The following is a 17,216-nucleotide window of genomic DNA, read 5'->3' as shown; positions in this document are numbered from 1 at the left end:
TAATACACCTGCTATATCCCGGGCCGTGGCCTATTTAAACCTTTTGAAATGAAGAAAATTATACTTTTTGCATTATTGGGCCTTGTGTGCCAATATTCGTTTGGGCAGGCAGCAACTGAAAGTTATCGGCAAGTATTAAAATCCGGATGGAACATGCAATCGGCTGTTACCGATGCTACGGCAGGCGGACAAATTTCAACAACCGCTTTCAATGCCGCTAAATGGTATAAGGTAAGCGTACCTACAACAGTAATAGCAGGGCTGCTGGCCAACAAAGTATATGATTTCGACCCGTTTTATGGCCGCAATTTTGAGAAGCTGAACGATAGCCGGCTGGACAAACCCTGGTGGTTCCGCAAAGAGTTTAAACTTCCGGAAAGTGAGAATGGTAAAAACGTAGTATTAAAGTTGCAGGGTATAAATTACAAAGCCAACGTTTGGTTTAACGGTAAGCTGATTGCCGACTCAACCCAGGTAATGGGGCCTTTCCGTATTGTAGAGCTGGATATCACCAAAGACATAAAATACAAAGGCAATAATGTTTTAGCCATTGAAGTAAAACGCCCCTTCGACCCAAACAAACGCGGCGGCGACCTTGCCATTGATTATGCCGACTGGATACACTACCCACCCGATTTTAATAATGGCATTATCAATAACGCAGAGATAAAGACCTTTCGCAAGGTAGGCGTTGAATACCCCTTAGTAACCACAAAGTTCGATTTACCGTCGCTGGCAGTGGCCCATTTATCGGTTGATGCTATGGCGGTTAACTATACTGATAAACCACAGGATGCCACGATAAAAGGTAAAATTAATGGCCATGTAAGTTTTGAGCAAAAGGTGCACCTTAATCCGCGCGAAAAGAAACAGGTTACTTTCAGTGCTGCAAGTTATCCGCAGCTTAATATTAAAAATCCCCGCATTTGGTGGCCATGGGAATATGGGAAACCAGAACTAAACAGGATTAAACTATCATCGGTTACTAATGGCCGGTTAAGTAATGAGTTAGCTGAAAATTTCGGCATCAGGCAGGTATCGTCAGTAATGATTGATAGTAATAAAGCACGCAAATTTGTAATTAACGGTAAACCTATTATGTTACGCGGAGCGGCATGGTCGCCTGATATTTTCCAGCGCCGTTCGCGCGAGCGCCAGGAACAGGAGCTGAAGCTGGTGCGGGATATGAATATGAACATCGTTCGCTCGGAAGGCAAACTAGAGGACGATAGTTTTTATGAGATATGCGACCGCGAAGGCTTATTGGTAATGACCGGCTGGATGTGCTGCGGGGCATGGCAATACCCCGAAAGATGGGATGCAGCCAAACGGAGCGTTGCCATGGCGTCGGACAGCAGCGTGATGTACTGGCTGCGCAACAAGCCATCGATGTTGACCTGGCTAAACGGCAGCGATATGCCACCGCGCGATAAAAAGGTGGAAGCCGATTGGCTGGCTATTGAAGCCGACCTGAAGTGGCCCAACCCAACCATCGCCAGTGCAAACGAAACAGCTTCCAAGGTATCGGGTCCAACGGGTGTAAAGATGGCCGGGCCTTACGATTGGGTTCCGCCCGCCTATTGGGAAGCTGATACAGGCAAATACGGCGGCGCATGGAGTTTTGCTACCGAAATTTCGCCGGGCCCTTCTATCCCACCCTACGAAAGCCTGATTAAGTTTATACCAAAGGATTCTATTAATAATAAAAGCCTCGACTGGTTGTATCACTGCGGCACCATGCAATTCGGAAACACCAAAATTTTTGATACCGCGCTTTATGCCCGTTATGGCAAGCCCGCAAACATGATGGATTATTTAAATAAAGCGCAACTGCAAAATTATGAGGGCCATCGCGCCATGATGGAAGGTTACGGCTTGAAAAAATACAACAACGCAACCGGTGTTGTGCAATGGATGTTGAGCAATCCCTGGCCAAGCCTGATTTGGCATACCTATGATTATTACCTGTACCCCGCCGGCACCTATTTCGGTATGAAAAAATCGCTGGAGCCGCTGCATGTAATGTATTCATACAAATCAAATGCAGTTGATATTATCAATTCAACGCTGCTATCGTTTACGGGGTTAAAGGTTAAGGCAACGGTGTATAATCTCGACGGCACACAGAAATTCACCAAAGAAGCATCTGCAAATGTAGCTGAAGATGGAACAAAAGAGTGTTTTGAGTTGCCGCAGATAGATGGCTTAAGCGATGTTTATTTTGTGCGATTGGAATTAAAGAATGCTTCGGGGAAAATTGAGAGCATAAATTGGTACTGGCTGTCGGGCAAAAAAGATGAGTTGAACTGGAAGAAATCAACCTGGTATTATACACCACAATCAGTTTTTGCGGATTATTCACCTTTAAGCAGCATGCCGAAGGCAACCTTGAGAGTAAGCCACGTATCGGCCAAAACAGAGAATGGGGCAGCGAACAAAATCACGTTAACCAATACCGGTAAATCGGTTGCATTTTTTGTGCATATACGGGCATTGAAAGAAAAAGGCGGCGACGATATTTTGCCGGTTATTTTTGAGGATAACTACATTACTCTCGCGCCCGGCGAAACGCGTACCATCAATTGTGATTACTTAAATAAGGATACCGGTAAAAGTGAGCCTTATTTTTTAATAAATGGCTGGAACGTTGATGCGGTTGAATAAAACCGGTGGAGATGTTTTAACTTTGAAGATCGCCGGTAATTGAGGCGGTAATTTAAAATTATGAAAAAAGCATCTTCAGCAATTTTATTGGGACTGATTTTTTTGCTGGCTGTTTCATGGAAAAAACCTGTGACAGACACGATATCCGAAGGGCAACAACCGCAAATATCAATTGATAAAAAGGGGATTATCAGGGTAGTGTTTGGACAGCAGGATAAAATATTTTGTGCTACCTCCGCCGATAAGGGTACTACATTCTCCGATCCGGTGTTGGTGGCAAATGTACCTGATATGCACCTCGGCATGTCGCGCGGACCGCAAATTGCCAGCTCGGATAAATTTTCGGTGATAACAGCGATGGATAAGGCCGGCAATATTCATTGGTACAGGCTAAGCGCGGGGAAATGGAAAGATATGGGCAATGTTAACGATTTGAAAAAATCGGCCCCAGAAGGCTTAATGAGCATTGCTGCCGACGATAAAGATAATTTTTACGCCGTTTGGCTTGATACCCGCACGGGTGGCAATAACCAAATATATTTCTCATCGTTGCAGGGCCACAGCACGGGTTGGTCGAAAAATATGATGGCCTACCGTTCGCCCGATGGCCATGTATGTGAATGTTGCAAACCTAACATTGCGGTAAAGGGCGCACAGGTTGATATCATGTTCAGGAACTGGCTAAGCGGATCAAGGGATTTGTATTTGGCAAAATCCACCGATGGCGGCAAATCTTTCACCCCGGCCGAGAAATTGGGTAATGGTACGTGGAAATTAAACGGCTGCCCGATGGACGGTGGCGGCATTACTATTGGTGATAACAATTTAGCTAAAACAACCTGGCAGCGCAGCGGCACTATTTTTTATGCCGAACAGGGCAAACCCGAAATTTCTGTTGGTGCCGGAAGAATTTGCAGTATTGCCGGCAACGGAGCAAACACCTTAATTGCGCTTCAAAAAAACGATACCGTAAAATTGATCAACCTAAAAAACAGGAGCGAAACCTTTGTGGGCAATGGCAGCTTTATGAAGCCGTTGGCATTACCCAGCGCCAAAACGCTATGTGTTTGGGAGCAAAACAATAAAATTAAGTATAGAAAAATTTAGGCAGGCAGCCGAAATATTTTAAAAGCATTATTTGCGTTTATATGGAGTAAATAATTGCGCTACAAATTTTAACTTTGAATGCACTAGCCCGCAGTTTAATTTCAAATATTATTTATGAAGACTTTAAAAACACTTTCATTTACGCTGATACTGGCTTTTTTGGCCGTGGCGAGCAATGCAAAGCCGGCCACCGCTAACACTATCGACAAAATAGTGGCTGCCTATCTCGACCTTAAAAATGCCCTGGTAAACAGCGATGGCAATGCAGCAAAAACAAAGGCTAAAGATTTAGTTACAGTATTATCGGCCCCGGCTGACGCAAGCCTGACGGCGGCACAGCAAAAAATATTCTCAAAATACCAGGATAAGCTGCTGTTTGACAGCAGGCACATCAGCGAAACCAATACTGTTGAGCACCAGCGTGAACATTTCGCCAGCTTATCAGCAAACATGTACGAAGTTTTGAAAGCTGTTAAGTTAAACAGCGCAACATTGTACCAACAATACTGCCCCATGAAAAAAGCCTACTGGTTAAGCGAAAGTAACCAGATTAAAAATCCGTATTTCGGCAGTAAAATGCTTACTTGCGGCGAGGTTAAAGCCACGTTGGTACCGATAAAATAGAAAGCAAACAGTAACGACATTGGCAAAGCCCGCAGATACTAATCATGTGTTTGCGGGCTTGCTGTTTATATAGGCCTTGTTTTTTGACAACAGTCACATTTTAGCGGGGAGACTGTCATGTTTAATCCGGTCGTCAATAGGCAGTTTTGTGTTGACTTAAAAAATTAGCAACATGAAAAAACTAAACACCCTATTACTCATATTGGCTATTTTAACCGCTGGGTTAACGAAAACAATCGCCCAAACTCACCAGGAAAAAACCGCCAAAATCTTCATCAACAAAAAAGGTGAAATTAATGACGAAAACGGAACCAAACTTGGCTTTATTGATAAGGACAATATTGTAAAAGACAATACAGGCAAAAAGCTATATTTTATTGATAAGGACGGCAATGTTATCGACTCCCAGGGAAAAACTTTAGGCAAGGCGCAAAAAAATGGCTTTTACTACAATAACAAAGGCGAAAACGTGCTTCAAACCAAAGACCTGGACAAAGAAAAATGTGCTATTTTAGATCCACAGGGGCACAATATTGGCACCATTCATCAGAATTATAAATTGCATGCCTGTGCCGCCCATTGTTTCTTTTTAGAGCAGAAAAAGCTAAAAGCAGAAAAAGAAAAAGCTAAGACGAAATAGGTTCTTTTAGCCAGAAACTCATTAAAGTCCGAAAGATCGTTTGTCCGTTTTTTAGGGAACTCGGGAGCAAAAAGATCTTTTCGGACTTTTTTAATTTTTCCGTCTTTCGGAGTTTACTGAATTTCGAATTACCCTACCACCACTTCAGCGGAAACTCAATTGCATCTACTGAACTTACAATTAAATCGGGTTTAAAAGCATAGTGGCTGAGCTGCTCCTTTTTGGCAATGCCGGATAGCACCAGGATTGTTTTGTAACCCATTTGCACACCGCCTTGAATATCAGTTTCCATGGTATCGCCTACTACGGTTGTTTCGGCCGTTTCCAGGCCAAGGTATTTGCGTGCCGAGCGCATCATTACCGGGCTTGGCTTGCCGGTAACAAAGGCTTTGCGACCTGTAGCCTCCTCAATCATGGCGGTAGTTGCAGCAATACCCAGGTTGTTCCAGCCGGGCTTTTTGGGTGATGGGTCGCGGTTGGTGGTGATAAACTTGGCGCCACCTAATATCATATCTACAGCACGTTGAACCATCTCTAAAGTAAAATTCCTGCCTTCGCCAAGCACCACAAATTCGGGGTCGGTATCAACCAGGGTAATGCCATTTTCGTGCAGGCTGGTAAGAAGGCCGCCTTCGCCTAAAACATAGGCAGTACCGCCGGGCCCCTGGTCGCCCAGGAATTTCCCGGTTGCCATAGCGCTGGTGTATACATGTTCCTGGGTAACTTCAATACCGAAACTTTTAAGCTTACGCACAGCTTCCAGCCGGGTGCGCTGGCTGTTGTTGGTCATAAACGTAAACGGAATTTTCTTTTCGAGCAGCTTGGCAATAAATTTATCAGCGCCTGTTATCAGCTGCTCGCCGCTGTATATCACGCCGTCCATATCTATTAATAGTCCTTGTTTCATGGTTTTTGTTTTCATTATCAAATCGGGGCACTAGTTTAGCACCCTATACTCAAAGATAAGACAAACCAAGGCAACAATTTAAATATCGCAACAAAAATGATTTATACTTAACAAGTTGCCATGAAATAATGCGATCTATTAAATTAATATCAATACCAGGTTATTTGTCGATACTGACCGATTGATTTGCCGGAAAATACTTTAATCTATCAGCAAGCTTAAAAACGAAAACGCCCCGCAGTTTCCCGCGAGGCATTTTCATTTACAAAACTTTAATCTTTATTGTCTTATTGTCCTTTCGGAACTTCGTTGCCTTTACCTATCAGGCCCATAAATTGGTCGAGCTTAGGTGTAATAATTATTTGTGTACGCCTGTTCTGACTCTTGCCACTTGGCGAGGAGTTATCGGCTATTGGGTTAAATTCACCACGACCGCCCGCAGTTAAGCGTTTTGGGTCGACACTGTAAGTAGTTTGCAAAGCTTGTACTACCGACGATGCCCTTAGGGCGCTTAAATCCCAGTTGTTACGGATGTTGGTCTGTTTTATCGGTACGTTATCGGTGTTACCTTCAATCAGCACATCGTAAGTGGAATAGTCGTTGATAATTTTCGCAACTTTTGCAAGTACGCTACCTGCTGTGGGCGAAATTTCATAACTACCTGATTTATACAGCATGTTATCGGCCAGCGATACGTAAACAACACCTTTAAGTACCTTAACATCAACGTCCTGTGCTTCAGCCGGGCTAAGCGAACGGGTGAGATTGTTGGTGAGAATCATGTTAAGTGAGTCGCTTTTGTTTTTCAACTCAACCAGGTGGCGGATGTATTTATCCGACGCAGTAATTTGATCGGCCAGTTTGGCAATATTAACATTACCCTGGTTGTTTCCTGCCAAACATTTGTTCAGCGCATCCTGCAAACCGGCTGCGTTTGATTTTGCCGTAGCAATTTGCTCCTCCAGGCTGGTAACCCTGGCCCTGCTGCCCGAAAGTTCCTGCTGGGTAACCTGCCAGCTTTGTTTCAATTTACTGTTTGTATCGAGCGACTTATTATAATTTGCTTGTAATTCGGCATATTTTTTATTGCTTACGCAACTTTGGGCTACTACCGCTACCAAAAGAATTATTGGTAACAAAAATTTAATTTTCATAAGTATGTGATTTTACTTTAACCGATTATAATTCATCTATAATCGACATTTGTAATAACAGCCTAAGCTTAAAAAAGTTTATATTATTTGCTTTTGTGTATGATTTTACATACAGACAACCGGTATTGTGCTTGTGCCGTATTGTATAAATATTAATAGGCTGCAAAACAGGCATCCTGGTAAGCTTTAAAAAACGGCGTTCGTCGGTTTACTACGGCTACTAATCGGTGTTTAATTATGCTCTATCTATTATCGCGCCTGATAATGAGGTATAGTTATATATTTGAACAGCTATTATAAACTAAAACTAACAACACTTAATCATTCTAAAACTTTCAAACAATCAACAATGAAAAAACTTATTTATCCCGCAGCGGCAGTAGCGCTGTTTTTTGCATCGGCTTTTACAGTAATTAAATCGCAGGACTGGAAAATTGCCGAGGGCTATTCTATAAAATTTGATGGCGGCGACCCGTCAGGCGAATTCGGGGGATTAAAAGGCACCATCAGCTTTGATGCTAACGACCTGGCAAACTCCAGGTTCAGTACAAGCATCGATGTAGCGAGCATAAACACCGGGAACGGCATGAAAAACACCCATGCCAAAAGCGAAAAATGGTTCGACGCTGCAAAATATCCAACTATCACCTTTACATCATCTTCGATAGCTAAAACAGCATCAGGCTATGCCGCCACAGGTACGCTTGATATGCACGGTGTTCAAAAACCGGTTACCATTCCTTTTACTTTTGATGGCAGCACATTTAAAGGCAGCTTCGAGGTAAACCGCATGGATTATAACGTGAACACAGCCGAACCAGCCCACGGCAGCCAGAAATTTAAGGTTGATATTACCGTTCCGGTTTCAAAATAACAGGCAATGTTTAAACGAGCATTTTTTCACGGCTTGGCGGCGAGTGTACTTGCGGCAATTGTAGGCATAATTTACAACCGGATATACTTTTTTGCTACAGAGGCCGATTTCTCGAAAGTATTAAACATTGGCAGCATAACCGGCATTAGTGTTATGGTTTGCATGCTGGCGACTTTTATATATTTTGGTTTAGCAACGTGGCTTAAAAAGACGGGGGAGATCGTATTTAACTTATTGTTTTCTATCATCTCTTTTGCTTGTGTAATGATACCGATATCGATTTCGTTACCATTGAGCATAAAAACACCGGAGCTTTTCCCCGGATTAGCGGTACCGATGGTTTTTTTTCCGGCCCTGGCCTGGTATACGTTAAAACCGCTGTTTACTGGTAGCAACAGATAAAACGAATAAGTACAACTTATAAATTAAAACGCCTTCCGGGAAATTGGGAGGCGTTTTGCATTGAAAACAAGGCTGATATTAATGGAAAAATTCTTCTGATTATTTTGTTATTTGTATTAAACTTTAACTGTTATTCGTTAATCAAAAAGTTGACTATTCTGCTTGCATTGCCTTTGCTTGCCTTATTTTTTTGTTCGCTTATCCTGATCTTCAATACATGGCTGCCGGGTTTTAAATCACTACTGAGTAAAAGGTACCATGGCAAATGAAGCATGCCGCTCCACTGGGTGTACAAGTCGATATTTTTGAATTCGCCGTTATCAATAGCGTATGAAATTATGCCCGCATCTGAACCTGAAACTATGGCGATTCCGGCAGCTGTGCCTTTAAAAGGCAGTGATAGCTCTGCGCCCGGTGTATCTGAACTTAATACCGGGATATTTACAAAGCCTTCGCGCGTGGGTAATCCATCTGTCGGTTGCCATTTGGGTGTAATTGTCCAGCGATTTTTATAAACCGCATTTTTAATATTGTAATAGTTGCCATTTTGAAAACTTGCTTTATTTAGCGGTTTTGGCAATACTATTTTCCGGCTTGCTATATTTTCCGGCAATCGGTCAAAACAATCGCCAAGCAAGTTTTTTATAGTTGCAAAATATAACTCCTGCCCAAACACTGCCGGGTGAAGGTCTTTAAAATCATCGGCCCAGGTAAATTCCTTATTATTCATTTTATCCCTTACTTCCTTAGCAAGGTTAATAAAAGGAAGATTATAATAGCGTGATACCAACTGATGATTACTGATCTCTGTGGGCACCAGTCCCTTGTTATAATCACTTGTTTTTTCAGGATCGGCAAAGGCCATCATCACAATGTCCATCTCCGGATTGCTTTTTTTAGCATGCCTGATGATGCCTTCGAGGGCACGTACCTGGGTGAGGCTGTCAGTGCCATTCGCCTTGTCGTTTACAGCTGCTTCTACAAACAAAAGGTCTGTCTTTCCCGAATCAAGCACATCCTGCTGCAGCCTGAAAGCGTGGGGTAGGCTGCCTAAAGAAGGGATACCTGCCGCGATGAAATGAAATTCCGCATCGGGGAACCGTTCCTGCAGATACCTGCCTATTTTTTGCCGCCAGCCTGGATTATAGGTGATCGATCCGCCAAGAAAAGTAACCGTGGCTTTTTTACGGGTGGTAACTGCATGATAAAAATTGCTTAAGCCACCTGCCATTTCAAAGTAGTTGCTGTATGCCAATGTCTTTTTTACCGGGAACGAATTATTGAATATAAAATCGGCATAATATCCGGCCCTGTCAATCGGGAAATGATGCCCCTGTAATTCCTGCGGACCAATAGTTACCGGGTGAACGCTCATTGGCCCCCCGGCAGCTATGTACCGTTGTGCAAACACATAAGTATTTTCCGCAGGTGGCGCCAGCTTATCGTTTAATCCTATAACATGCAACATAGGTACCCTGAAGGCTGCAAGTCCTTCCAGGTTATCAATTGGGTTATCATTGTAAGCCATTGCCTGCGCTTCGGTAAAATGGTAGACGGCCTTTAACTGGCTCCATAAGGCGGTATCACCTATCCCCTTTCCCTTGCCGCCCGGCCAGCTTTTAATATCGCATACCGGGGTTTCCGCATAAATACAGGTGATTTTATCCGGGTTTCGTTTTGCCCATCCGTAGGCATACAGTGCACCGCGGCTTACCGCCTCGAGGGCAACTTTTGGGGCCAATGATACTTCATTAGTGAGATAGTGATAAAACTTATCCCAAACCTGTAAAGATTGCGGGCTTCCGTACTGATCATCCACACTTATATAAGCAATATAAAAACCCCTCGAAAGCAGGATGCTATCCATATCGGTATGCCAGTCGGGAAACGAGGCCCTCCAAACCCAGGGATTTCCCGGCAGGGCGTGAGCCGGCTTTACGTAATACGCCATATGGCCCTCTATGGCCAGCGCTTTTTTCTCAAAACCTTTCCATAGACCCGGTGCGGGTTTTTCCTGTGCTTTTACCAATAAAAAACTGCTTGCCAGCAGGGTTGTTAAAATGAGCCGTGGGGTTTTTATTTTCACTTCTAAAAAAATATTTCATCACAAATTAGCTAAATCAATTTAAACTATACGCTGGTGATGATAATTACAGGAAAAAATGGGGTAAGTGCTAAGGGCAATTATTGGGACCTGCTTTATTTTATTATTAAGACGCGAAAGCATGAAATCGCCAACCGCATCCTCACTTTCGGGGAATTCAGCATCCTGGTATGCCTTTTGGCGATACCATTTTAACAGCGCTTCTTCTTCAGCTTCAGAGGCAGTATTGTCCCTGTATTTCTGAATTAAAATGTAAATTCGGTCCTGGTTCAATTGGTTATTGAGTGTTTGTACAGGTGTGTACCGTTGGAAAAGGTTTAACCCTATATGGGGGTTGAAATATTTTTGAGGAAAATAAAAATGTGATTTTTTATTGGTTTTGATGGGATATTTTGAGCACAATAGAGATGATTAAATAAAAATATTTTATACGTACTATTGTTTATGGCTTTAGAAAAACAGTTTTCAGACGTTATAATCCTTATCAAGGAATTGCGAAATGCAGCTTTTAAGGCAGTGAATGTAGAACTCATCAATTTGTATTGGCAGGTGGGAGCTTACGTAAGCCAAAGAATAGAGGCGGAAGAATGGGGTAAATCAGTTGTTCAGAAACTTGCTCTTTATATTGAACAAACGGAGCCGGATATCAGGGGATTTTCTGACAAAAATTTATGGCGGATGAAACAGTTTTATGAAGCATATAAAAATCATCAAAATCTCTCAGCACTGCTGAGAGAAATTAGCTGGACCAATAATTTGACAATTTTGAGCAGAACAAAGTCTATTGAAGAAAAGGAATTTTATCTGCGATTATGCGTCAAGGAAAAATACAGTTCACGCGAATTAGAAAGACAAATGAATAGTGGAGTTTTTGAAAGGGTCATGATAGGAAATCAAAAACTCCCGGCAGTGATGAGAGAATTTGACATAGACGTTTCTAATACTTTTAAAGATAGTTATGTTTTTGAGTTTTTAAACCTTCCTGAGTTACATAGCGAAAGGCAGCTGCAAAAGGCCTTAATAGTTGAAATGAAAAATTTCATATTGGAACTGGGCAAAGATTTTTTATTTGTCGGTGAAGAATATCGGCTACAGGTAGGCAATAGCGATTTCATGATCGATTTGTTATTTTATCATCGCAGTTTGCGTTGCCTGATTGCATTTGAATTGAAGGCAGATAAATTTAAGCCGGAACACTTGGGTCAACTTAACTTTTACCTTGAAGCTTTAGACCGGGATGTAAAAAAGGAGCACGAAAATCCGTCGATTGGAATATTGCTATGTAAAAACAAAGACATTGAAATAGTGGAATACGCCTTAAGCAGGAACCTTTCGCCGGCAATGGTTGCCGAATATCAAACGTTATTGCCCAATAAGAAGCTCCTGCAAAGAAAACTGCATGAGATTTTTGAGTCCTCTGCTGATAATTCTTTGGGTAACAATATGTAATGGTGTTGCCGTAGTATAATTAGAATTTTGGAGGTTGAGATACTGTAGTCAGAATTACTACAGGCATAGTAGTTCGTAGATGCAATCTACGGACAGCGGGGCACGAATGGCCCACCTCTTTTGGCCGACCCGGATACTCGCGCTAGAGGAGTTAATGAAGGCTGTGTAATTAAGATTTTCAATACAAGATGTTATCAAAAAACTACTAAAACTTCCACCATGGCTTTTTTTTCGGTTCTTCTACTTTAATATGAACTTTTGTTCCGTTCGGGATATTTTTCAACTGTTCGCATATCTGTCCATTTATTGCAAAATGAACGCTTATATCAGTAGGCTTAACATTGTCAATAGTGTATTGTCCTCCAATGACTGGCAATTTCTGAAAACTATAAACTTCATTTTCCTGTAAAAATATTTGTTGCTCCTGAAGTTCAAGATAGAGGTCGGTTAAAAACCAGGTCGCAGTTTTTTCGGGATCTCTAAGGAATTCTTCAAATTGAATAGGCGAAGAGGCGACTTTAGTAAAAGTTCCTATCCCTGTATCGAGCCAGCTTATTTCGTCATTGGCATCAACAATAAACATGTCCCCAAATTTTGTTACCATCAACACATTTTTATATCCCGCAATTAGCCAATTCCATGCTGAGGTGATGTCTTGAAAATCGATTTTTTTGATATCTTTAATTAAATCCGAGATTTCATTATTCCGGATGCTTTCAGTATCGCCGATAATGTCATCTTCCCCATACTGCCATTCGTCATACCGACTGCTTCGCCATGCTCTCCACCCATATTGCAAATGATATATTTCATTTACAGATGGGTCAAGCTTCGTGATTTCTTCCAGGCAGACCAATTTAGAATCAGCTAAATTGGGCTCCAGGCTGGTGTGGAACTGCCAATCACCGTCTTCATTGTGATAAACATATAAAATGGGATCGCCTTCGAACGCTTGCTTTGTTGTATAAACGCCTAAGTTTTTTTGTTCATAAAACTTAAAATCTGTATTTCTATCAAGAAGTGGTTGCTTGAATTTCCAATCATGATTAAAATTGTCATCCCACGGGAAATTATTTTGTTTGTCGGGCCAAATGAGTTCCAAAACCGGAAAATCAAAACTCATGTCATAAAACCAGCCTGCATACCCTAAGTAGTTGGGGTAAAATTCTTTATCAACTTTAATAAACTGAATATGATAACCTTCCAAAAAGCCAGAATATAATTTATTTGTTGTTATTATCTCCCCGTTTTTTATCAAATCGCAGGCATGGTTGATAATACTTGCCATTACGTCTGTCTTCAAACCAAAACAAATGATTTCAGGGTGTCCATAGTTTTTATACAGTCCAATTGAATAAACAAAACCTGGTAAATAGTTATCCGGCTCAAGCAGCGAGAGATGACATCCGAATTTTTCTATATTAGCAAGTATAGCCTGTTTTGCTTCATTGTCATGCTGGGTATGTTGGTCGTCCATAAATCAAAATGAGATTTGGCAAGAAATATACAAAGTTTTCCGGCCTATTCATGCGGCGTGTATATGAACCGGAGAGGCATTAGGTATCGGTTGTTACATTGTCCCAACTTTCCTGCAGAAAATTAATAAGCCAGTTTAGTGCATAATGCCTTTCGAATACTACCCCTTTATCCATGTTTCCGGGTGCAGGTTGATTCTTAGTTCTGGCATCTACGCACGCCCAGTCTAGTCTCAATATCAGATCGGCCTGGTCGAGTATTTCTTTTTTGCTCCTGATCACCGCTTTTTGTCTGAACTGCGCTTCTGTCAAATTATTTACTATGTTCAAGTCGGCGCCCGGATTGCAAAATTTGTCGGGGTAACTCAAAGTATCAACGAAACCAAGGGCCCAAAGCATAACGTGCAGATCCTCATATTTCCAGCCACCGTCTATCGCTTGTTGCTGCGTTAGTTGCTTTGCATTTGCGTAGGCCTTTTCGTTAGGGCTTAATTTTGCCTGGATGCCGTACTTTTTATCTATTTTATCCAGTCTGTCAAGTTCAAGTTTCTCACTTTTCAAGCCGATGTAAACGAGCGCGAGGGCCCGGTCGACCACTTCATCTTTTGCCCTTATCGACACTTTGGCTTCTGGATCGGTGAACAACGCATTTGGATTAGTGTAAACCGGTATGTTATGACTTTTGCAATAAGCTTCCGAGCCTTTGCGTCTTTCGGCTTGGTCATTGGTGGGGGTTATGTGTTCAACCGGTCGTGTCGGGTACGTAGTCGCCCCTGGCCTAAAATTACATGACCCTAAAGCCAGGCCCAGGAATGCTATAGAAAGCGGCTTTATACACTTCATTTATTGTCTGATAATTTTTGTGTAACCGGTCGTAAATATAACAGAGATTTACAATTTATGGGAAGGTTGGATGGAAAATTTTCGTTGATGGTCAGGCAGCTATGACCGCTGTCTGTTAAGATACGGTAATCAAAGATTACAAGCACAGTAGCCCGTGGGCGCAGTATACAGTCTGCAAGGCTATCGATCATCCTCCTCATCCTTGTCACTGCTCCAACATTTAATATAAATAATATTGGGGTCAAGCGCCTCCTGTGGCAGGTCCCTGATCTTGCCGATAAAAACCTGGTCCTTGTCGTTGGCCCAGACCTCGTACTCCAGTTCGTTGGGTATTTGGCCGGTGAGTATGGTGCGGGGCGGGATGTCAAAATAGCGCATAATCGACAGGATAGTGCGCCCGGTTTCGGTTAGGTCTTTAAAAGTTTTGTCGGCTTTGGCTTTTGCGGCTTGTACCTTGCGGTTGTAGCTGATGATGGCGTCTAAGTCGCTTAAATTGGTTTGCCCGGTGTAAGGCGGGGCGTTGTCTACCAGGTCTTGGAAGCGTTCGTTGCACTTTGCAAACAGGTTGGTGAGGTGGTAGTAGTGGCTGCACCAGGTGGTAAATTCGGTGGTCATGGGTATTGGGGGTTATTGGGTTGATAAATTTTTTTTTTTGGGGGGGGGTATAGCTAAGTGTAATTACAGGTCGGAAATAAAGGATAGTTAAAGCTATCACATCGTCATTGCGAGGAACAGCCTGTCCCGAAACATTCGGGAAAGCAAACCCTGCACACGCAAATCAAGAAACAATATAATTGTGGTTACCAATCAAGCGGCTGTAAGGTCTCTAAAAGCATAAAGGTCCGTTGATTGTCCTTAGTAGAGGTTGCTTCGTTCCTCGCAATGACGTGCAGATAGAAAGACCTCGCCTTCAAGCAATTACAGCTATTTAGTTAAGTTGACACCCCGTTTTTGTCATCTTTCATTCCCTTGATGGAATTTTCGCGCTTCGTCTTTCCTAATATATGTTCCAGCAATTCTGGCGTGAGCGCCATATCAATTACTGATGTTTTCATGCCCCAGTAGGGTTTGGGGATTACACCGGGCTTTGCTTTTTGGTCATTGGGTATTACGTCATTGGTAATTGGCAGGGGCTGGATAAGCTGCGGGGTTGGGTGTTCTGTGTCAGGGCTTTCGTCATACGTAATTCCCGGCTTCGAATTCTGTATATCCTGCGCGGTTGTGTGCTCCATATCAGGCATTTCTTCATACGTAGTTCCCGGCTCCGAATACCCCTCCCTACCCTCCCATGGGAGGGAATCGCACAGGGCCGCCGCTTTTTCATCGGGATATTTTTCCTGGTCATTAGTCATTAGTGAAGCTGCAGTCCCTATCTCACCTGCACATCCTTCGTCATCTTCAAATCCACTCATCTTCAAATTTTCAAATCCTCCTTCATCCGCACATTCACGCATGTGCATATCCGCACATCCATGAAGCAGGCGGTTAACCGTGGCGAGGCCTACACCTAGCTGGTTACTTATTTCGCGCTGACTGTGGCCGTTGGCGGAGAGGTTGGCTATTTTATTGGCCAATTGTTGGCGGTCGGCGGCGGTACGGGTGAGCAGGTGGTGCCGTTCGGGGCTGTTGCCTTCGAATTGAAAGTGCAAAAACGTGCCGGGTTTTTGGATACGGCAGAGGGCTACATTGTCGTGACCGTAGCGCTGGCGGGTGTTGCGTTGTTTGATCTGTTTGAGGTAGCAAAGGTCGTTATCAGCGGTGCTTTTACCGATGGCGAAGGCGCTGTCGGCGAAGTTGATGAGCAGTTTGCTGCCGTGGAGGTCGTCGGCGCTGATGGGTTGGGTAGCGTTGCGACGTTTGGGGGTATGTGCCAGTACGAGGATAGACAGTTTATGCTCGTTTTTTAATGCCTTGAGGCTTTTCATGAGCGCAAGCGCGACAGCCGAATTTTCGGTACCGCCGCGCAGGCAGGTGATGTTGTCGATGATTAAAACTGTGGCTTTAGCCTGGTTTACTTTATACTCAATAGCGGCAATCAGCAGCTCGTTTTCGTTAACGTTGGATGGCGGGTCGGGTATAAAATTATACTGTGCGCGGAAGAAATTATCCGAAAATTGGTGATCGGCATCGTCCTGGCTGTAGCGCAGCCCGAACTGGGTTTGGCTCAGCTCAAAATCGATGTAAAGCACGCGGGCGGGCGGCGCCTGGCAGGTAAAAGGGGCAATGCTTTGTCCGCGGGCAATGCTTTCGCCGATCTGCACGGCCAGTATGGATTTGCCGATGTTGGTATCGGCAAACAGCATACAGAGTTCGCCCTGGTGCCAAAGTTCGCCAAGCAGCATTTTGGCTTCGGGTTCGCGCCGGGCCAGCTCCAACCAGCGGTTACCGTTTTCGATGGTAAACATGCGGCGGCAGTCTTCGGGACTGGGCGGCGTGGGTTCGGGGCGCGTTTTTTTAGCAGGGCGGTAAGGCAGTCCGCGGGTTTCGGCGCGCAATTGTTCGATGAAGGGCGGGCGTTCGGATAGTGGGTTTGTTTGCATTGTTGTAGTGATTACCACAAATTTAAGGGGTTGATTTGGTTAAAGTGCTGACACTGTTTTGTCAGTGGGTTGACGCATCTTAGAGACTGGTTAAAACTAATTTGGGGAGGCGTCTCCGGTACACAACGACCTTGCATCTTTAACTTAGGTGGCGTGAATAGCATATGGGAGACGCAAAACATTGCGTCTCTACGCCGAAACGCATGTTTTATATCGTTTGATTCAGCTATTTGCGGATTTTTCAAAAAATGAATACGCTGATAATGAGGATGTTTCAGAACGTTCCGGGCGTTCCATGTGCAAAAATGGAACGCTTCGTTAACCGCACTGATAATTCTATACACCGGCCTTGAACGGGTTTGCAATCATTATACCTTAATCTTTAACGCTACCTGTTTTTTAGCAAAAACGAACTTATTTTTCAAAAAAAAAC

Annotated in this window: 15 protein-coding genes; 6 read left to right on the top strand and 9 right to left on the bottom strand. The window is 43.3% G+C overall.

The features are described from left to right. Positions 1 to 48: 48 nt before the first annotated feature. From NAF19_RS15460 to NAF19_RS15445, 4 genes are all read left to right on the top strand, one after another. Entirely contained in the window at positions 49 to 2,664 is a 2,616-nt protein-coding gene (locus tag NAF19_RS15460) for a glycoside hydrolase family 2 protein (RefSeq protein ID WP_252790971.1), read from the top strand. A 60-nt stretch (positions 2,665 to 2,724) separates the two neighbouring features. Next, entirely contained in the window at positions 2,725 to 3,771 is a 1,047-nt protein-coding gene (locus NAF19_RS15455; protein ID WP_252790970.1) for a hypothetical protein, read from the top strand. Positions 3,772 to 3,885: 114 nt separating this feature from the next. Next, on the top strand, positions 3,886 to 4,395 hold the full coding sequence (locus NAF19_RS15450; RefSeq protein WP_252790969.1) for a DUF3347 domain-containing protein: 510 nt from the start codon (positions 3,886 to 3,888) through the stop codon (positions 4,393 to 4,395). Positions 4,396 to 4,567: 172 nt separating this feature from the next. Next, a complete protein-coding gene (locus tag NAF19_RS15445) occupies positions 4,568 to 5,035 on the top strand; it encodes a DUF3659 domain-containing protein (protein ID WP_252790968.1) in 468 nt (155 codons plus the stop codon). Positions 5,036 to 5,168: 133 nt separating this feature from the next. Here NAF19_RS15445 and NAF19_RS15440 read toward each other — a convergent pair whose 3' ends face one another. Together NAF19_RS15440 and NAF19_RS15435 are read right to left on the bottom strand one after the other, a co-directional pair. Continuing rightward, complete coding sequence (locus NAF19_RS15440; protein WP_252790967.1) at positions 5,169 to 5,942, bottom strand: HAD-IIA family hydrolase; 774 nt, start codon at positions 5,940 to 5,942, stop codon at positions 5,169 to 5,171. A gap of 287 nt (positions 5,943 to 6,229) precedes the next feature. Further along, the gene (locus NAF19_RS15435) at positions 6,230 to 7,096 is read right to left on the bottom strand and encodes an OmpA family protein (RefSeq protein WP_252790966.1); all 867 of its coding nucleotides are present in this window, start codon (positions 7,094 to 7,096) and stop codon (positions 6,230 to 6,232) included. A 349-nt stretch (positions 7,097 to 7,445) separates the two neighbouring features. Here NAF19_RS15435 and NAF19_RS15430 point away from each other — a divergent pair, with 349 nt between their 5' ends. Next, complete coding sequence (locus NAF19_RS15430) at positions 7,446 to 7,970, top strand: YceI family protein (protein WP_252790965.1); 525 nt, start codon at positions 7,446 to 7,448, stop codon at positions 7,968 to 7,970. A 71-nt stretch (positions 7,971 to 8,041) separates the two neighbouring features. On the opposite strand, the gene NAF19_RS15425 is transcribed toward NAF19_RS15430, so the two are convergent. The 3 genes from NAF19_RS15425 to NAF19_RS15415 all read right to left on the bottom strand — a co-directional run bounded on the left by NAF19_RS15425 (position 8,042) and on the right by NAF19_RS15415 (position 10,749). Continuing rightward, positions 8,042 to 8,365, bottom strand: coding sequence for a hypothetical protein (locus NAF19_RS15425; RefSeq protein ID WP_252790964.1), 324 nt, complete (start codon positions 8,363 to 8,365; stop codon positions 8,042 to 8,044). Between the two features lie 137 nt (positions 8,366 to 8,502). Beyond that, entirely contained in the window at positions 8,503 to 10,458 is a 1,956-nt protein-coding gene (locus NAF19_RS30795) for an SGNH/GDSL hydrolase family protein (protein ID WP_252790963.1), read from the bottom strand. Between the two features lie 39 nt (positions 10,459 to 10,497). Next, positions 10,498 to 10,749, bottom strand: a complete 252-nt coding sequence (locus NAF19_RS15415; RefSeq protein WP_252790962.1) for a hypothetical protein — start codon at positions 10,747 to 10,749, stop codon at positions 10,498 to 10,500. A 171-nt stretch (positions 10,750 to 10,920) separates the two neighbouring features. Between NAF19_RS15415 and NAF19_RS15410 the strand changes: the two genes are divergently transcribed. Further along, positions 10,921 to 11,925: a PDDEXK nuclease domain-containing protein gene (locus tag NAF19_RS15410; protein ID WP_252790961.1), complete on the top strand. Its 1,005-nt coding sequence runs from the start codon at positions 10,921 to 10,923 to the stop codon at positions 11,923 to 11,925. Positions 11,926 to 12,130: 205 nt separating this feature from the next. On the opposite strand, the gene NAF19_RS15405 is transcribed toward NAF19_RS15410, so the two are convergent. The 4 genes from NAF19_RS15405 to NAF19_RS15390 form a co-directional block, all read right to left on the bottom strand. Then, on the bottom strand, positions 12,131 to 13,402 hold the full coding sequence (locus tag NAF19_RS15405; RefSeq protein WP_252790960.1) for a DUF4262 domain-containing protein: 1,272 nt from the start codon (positions 13,400 to 13,402) through the stop codon (positions 12,131 to 12,133). A 79-nt stretch (positions 13,403 to 13,481) separates the two neighbouring features. Beyond that, positions 13,482 to 14,243: a DUF4272 domain-containing protein gene (locus NAF19_RS15400; RefSeq protein ID WP_252790959.1), complete on the bottom strand. Its 762-nt coding sequence runs from the start codon at positions 14,241 to 14,243 to the stop codon at positions 13,482 to 13,484. Positions 14,244 to 14,423: 180 nt separating this feature from the next. After that, complete coding sequence (locus tag NAF19_RS15395; RefSeq protein WP_252790958.1) at positions 14,424 to 14,858, bottom strand: hypothetical protein; 435 nt, start codon at positions 14,856 to 14,858, stop codon at positions 14,424 to 14,426. A 317-nt stretch (positions 14,859 to 15,175) separates the two neighbouring features. Further along, on the bottom strand, positions 15,176 to 16,783 hold the full coding sequence (locus NAF19_RS15390; protein ID WP_252790957.1) for an AAA family ATPase: 1,608 nt from the start codon (positions 16,781 to 16,783) through the stop codon (positions 15,176 to 15,178). Positions 16,784 to 17,216: the final 433 nt, after the last annotated feature.

It is taken from the genome of Mucilaginibacter flavidus (assembly GCF_024055575.1).
GTDB lineage: Bacteria > Bacteroidota > Bacteroidia > Sphingobacteriales > Sphingobacteriaceae > Mucilaginibacter > Mucilaginibacter flavidus.
The sequence above is the reverse complement of the archived record's forward strand: the minus strand, read 5'-3'. Positions and strand labels throughout refer to the sequence as shown.

What these genes read in the sequence shown, in the direction of transcription:
- NAF19_RS15460 (WP_252790971.1), top strand. Translation starts at nt 49, where the DNA reads ATGAAGAAAATTATACTTTTTGCATTATTGGGCCTTGTGTGCCAATAT.
- NAF19_RS15455 (WP_252790970.1), top strand. Translation starts at nt 2,725, where the DNA reads ATGAAAAAAGCATCTTCAGCAATTTTATTGGGACTGATTTTTTTGCTG.
- NAF19_RS15450 (WP_252790969.1), top strand. Translation starts at nt 3,886, where the DNA reads ATGAAGACTTTAAAAACACTTTCATTTACGCTGATACTGGCTTTTTTG.
- NAF19_RS15445 (WP_252790968.1), top strand. Translation starts at nt 4,568, where the DNA reads ATGAAAAAACTAAACACCCTATTACTCATATTGGCTATTTTAACCGCT.
- NAF19_RS15440 (WP_252790967.1), bottom strand. Translation starts at nt 5,942, where the DNA reads ATGAAACAAGGACTATTAATAGATATGGACGGCGTGATATACAGCGGC.
- NAF19_RS15435 (WP_252790966.1), bottom strand. Translation starts at nt 7,096, where the DNA reads ATGAAAATTAAATTTTTGTTACCAATAATTCTTTTGGTAGCGGTAGTA.
- NAF19_RS15430 (WP_252790965.1), top strand. Translation starts at nt 7,446, where the DNA reads ATGAAAAAACTTATTTATCCCGCAGCGGCAGTAGCGCTGTTTTTTGCA.
- NAF19_RS15410 (WP_252790961.1), top strand. Translation starts at nt 10,921, where the DNA reads ATGGCTTTAGAAAAACAGTTTTCAGACGTTATAATCCTTATCAAGGAA.
- NAF19_RS15405 (WP_252790960.1), bottom strand. Translation starts at nt 13,402, where the DNA reads ATGGACGACCAACATACCCAGCATGACAATGAAGCAAAACAGGCTATA.
- NAF19_RS15400 (WP_252790959.1), bottom strand. Translation starts at nt 14,243, where the DNA reads ATGAAGTGTATAAAGCCGCTTTCTATAGCATTCCTGGGCCTGGCTTTA.
- NAF19_RS15395 (WP_252790958.1), bottom strand. Translation starts at nt 14,858, where the DNA reads ATGACCACCGAATTTACCACCTGGTGCAGCCACTACTACCACCTCACC.
- NAF19_RS15390 (WP_252790957.1), bottom strand. Translation starts at nt 16,783, where the DNA reads ATGCAAACAAACCCACTATCCGAACGCCCGCCCTTCATCGAACAATTG.